Origin of the sequence: Rhodococcus sp. SMB37 (assembly GCF_004345605.1) — a bacterium.
Classification (GTDB): Bacteria; Actinomycetota; Actinomycetes; order Mycobacteriales; family Mycobacteriaceae; genus Rhodococcus.
In genome coordinates this window covers 1-1,262 of sequence record NZ_SLVY01000049.1, presented here as the reverse complement: position 1 = coordinate 1,262, position 1,262 = coordinate 1, and the positions used below count along the sequence as shown (strand labels likewise).

The window sequence follows — 1,262 nt, the reverse complement described above, 5'->3', positions numbered from 1 at the left end:
ATGAATATCGATGACATGGTGATGGTCAGCATCGACGACCACGTGGTCGAACCCCGCGACATCTTCGAAAAACACTTCCCGAAAAACCTCATGAACCACGCCCCCACACTCACCACCCACCCCCGCAACCCCAACGTCGAAGCATGGCTGTTCCAAGACCAAGTCGTCGGCAGCTCCGGCCTCAACGCCGTCGTCTCCTGGCCCAAAGAAGAATGGGGCATGGACCCCACCGGCTACGCCGAAATGCGCCCCGGCGTCTACGACATGAACCAACGCGTCCGCGACATGGACGCCAACGGCACCCTCGCCGCCACCCTCTTCGCCACCTTCCCCGGCTTCGCCGGCACCCACCTCGCAAGCCTGCCCGACAAAAAACTCTCCCTCGCCGCACTCAAAGCCTTCAACGACTGGGTCGTCGGCGAAGTCCCCGACACCCACCCCGGACGCTTCATCCCCCTCGGCATCATCCCCTTCTACGACACCGACGAATCCGTCACCGAAATCCACCGCCTCGCCGCCATGGGCTGCCGCTCCATCTCCATCCCCGAAACCCCCTACGGAGTCGGCGAAGGCTACCCCGACTTCAAATCCGGCTACTGGGACCCGATCTTCAAAGCCTGCGTCGACCACAACATCGTGCTCAGCCTCCACATCGGCGGCGGCATGAGCCTGGTCAAACGCCCCACCGGCTTCGACCTCGACGACATGATGGTCCTGACCCCACTGATCTCCACCATCGCAGCCACCGACATGATGCTCAGCGGCGCATTCCAAAAATTCCCCGACCTCAAAGTCGCCATGAGCGAAGGCGGCGTCGGCTGGGTCGCACCCTGGCTCGACCGCCTCGAACGCCACATCGTCAACCAATCCTGGACCGGCGCCAGCTTCCTCCCCAAGGGCATGACACCCACCGACGTATGGAAGAACAACTTCCTCGCCTGCTACATCACCGAACCCAGCGGCCTGAACAACCGCACACGCCTCGGCATCGACACCATCGCCTGGGAATGCGACTACCCACACTCCGATTCCACCTGGCCACACTCCCCCGAAGTCCTGATGGACGAACTCGTCGCCGCCGAACTCACCGACGAGGAAATCGACAAGGTCACCTTCGAGAACGCCGCACGCTTCTTCGGCTGGGATCCGTTCGAACACACACCCCGCGAACAGGCCACCGTCGGTGCCCTGCGCGCACGAGCGAAAGACGTGGACGTCAGCGAGACATCCAAAACGGAATACCGCCGACGCTACGAACTCGC

1 protein-coding gene is annotated in these 1,262 nt (G+C 62.5%); it reads left to right on the top strand.

All coding sequences use genetic code 11. The features are described from left to right. Nucleotides 1-15 precede the first annotated feature (15 nt). Nucleotides 16-1,262, top strand: a 1,247-nt coding sequence (locus EV641_RS29090) for an amidohydrolase family protein (RefSeq protein ID WP_241997544.1), incomplete at its 3' end; no start/stop codon positions are given.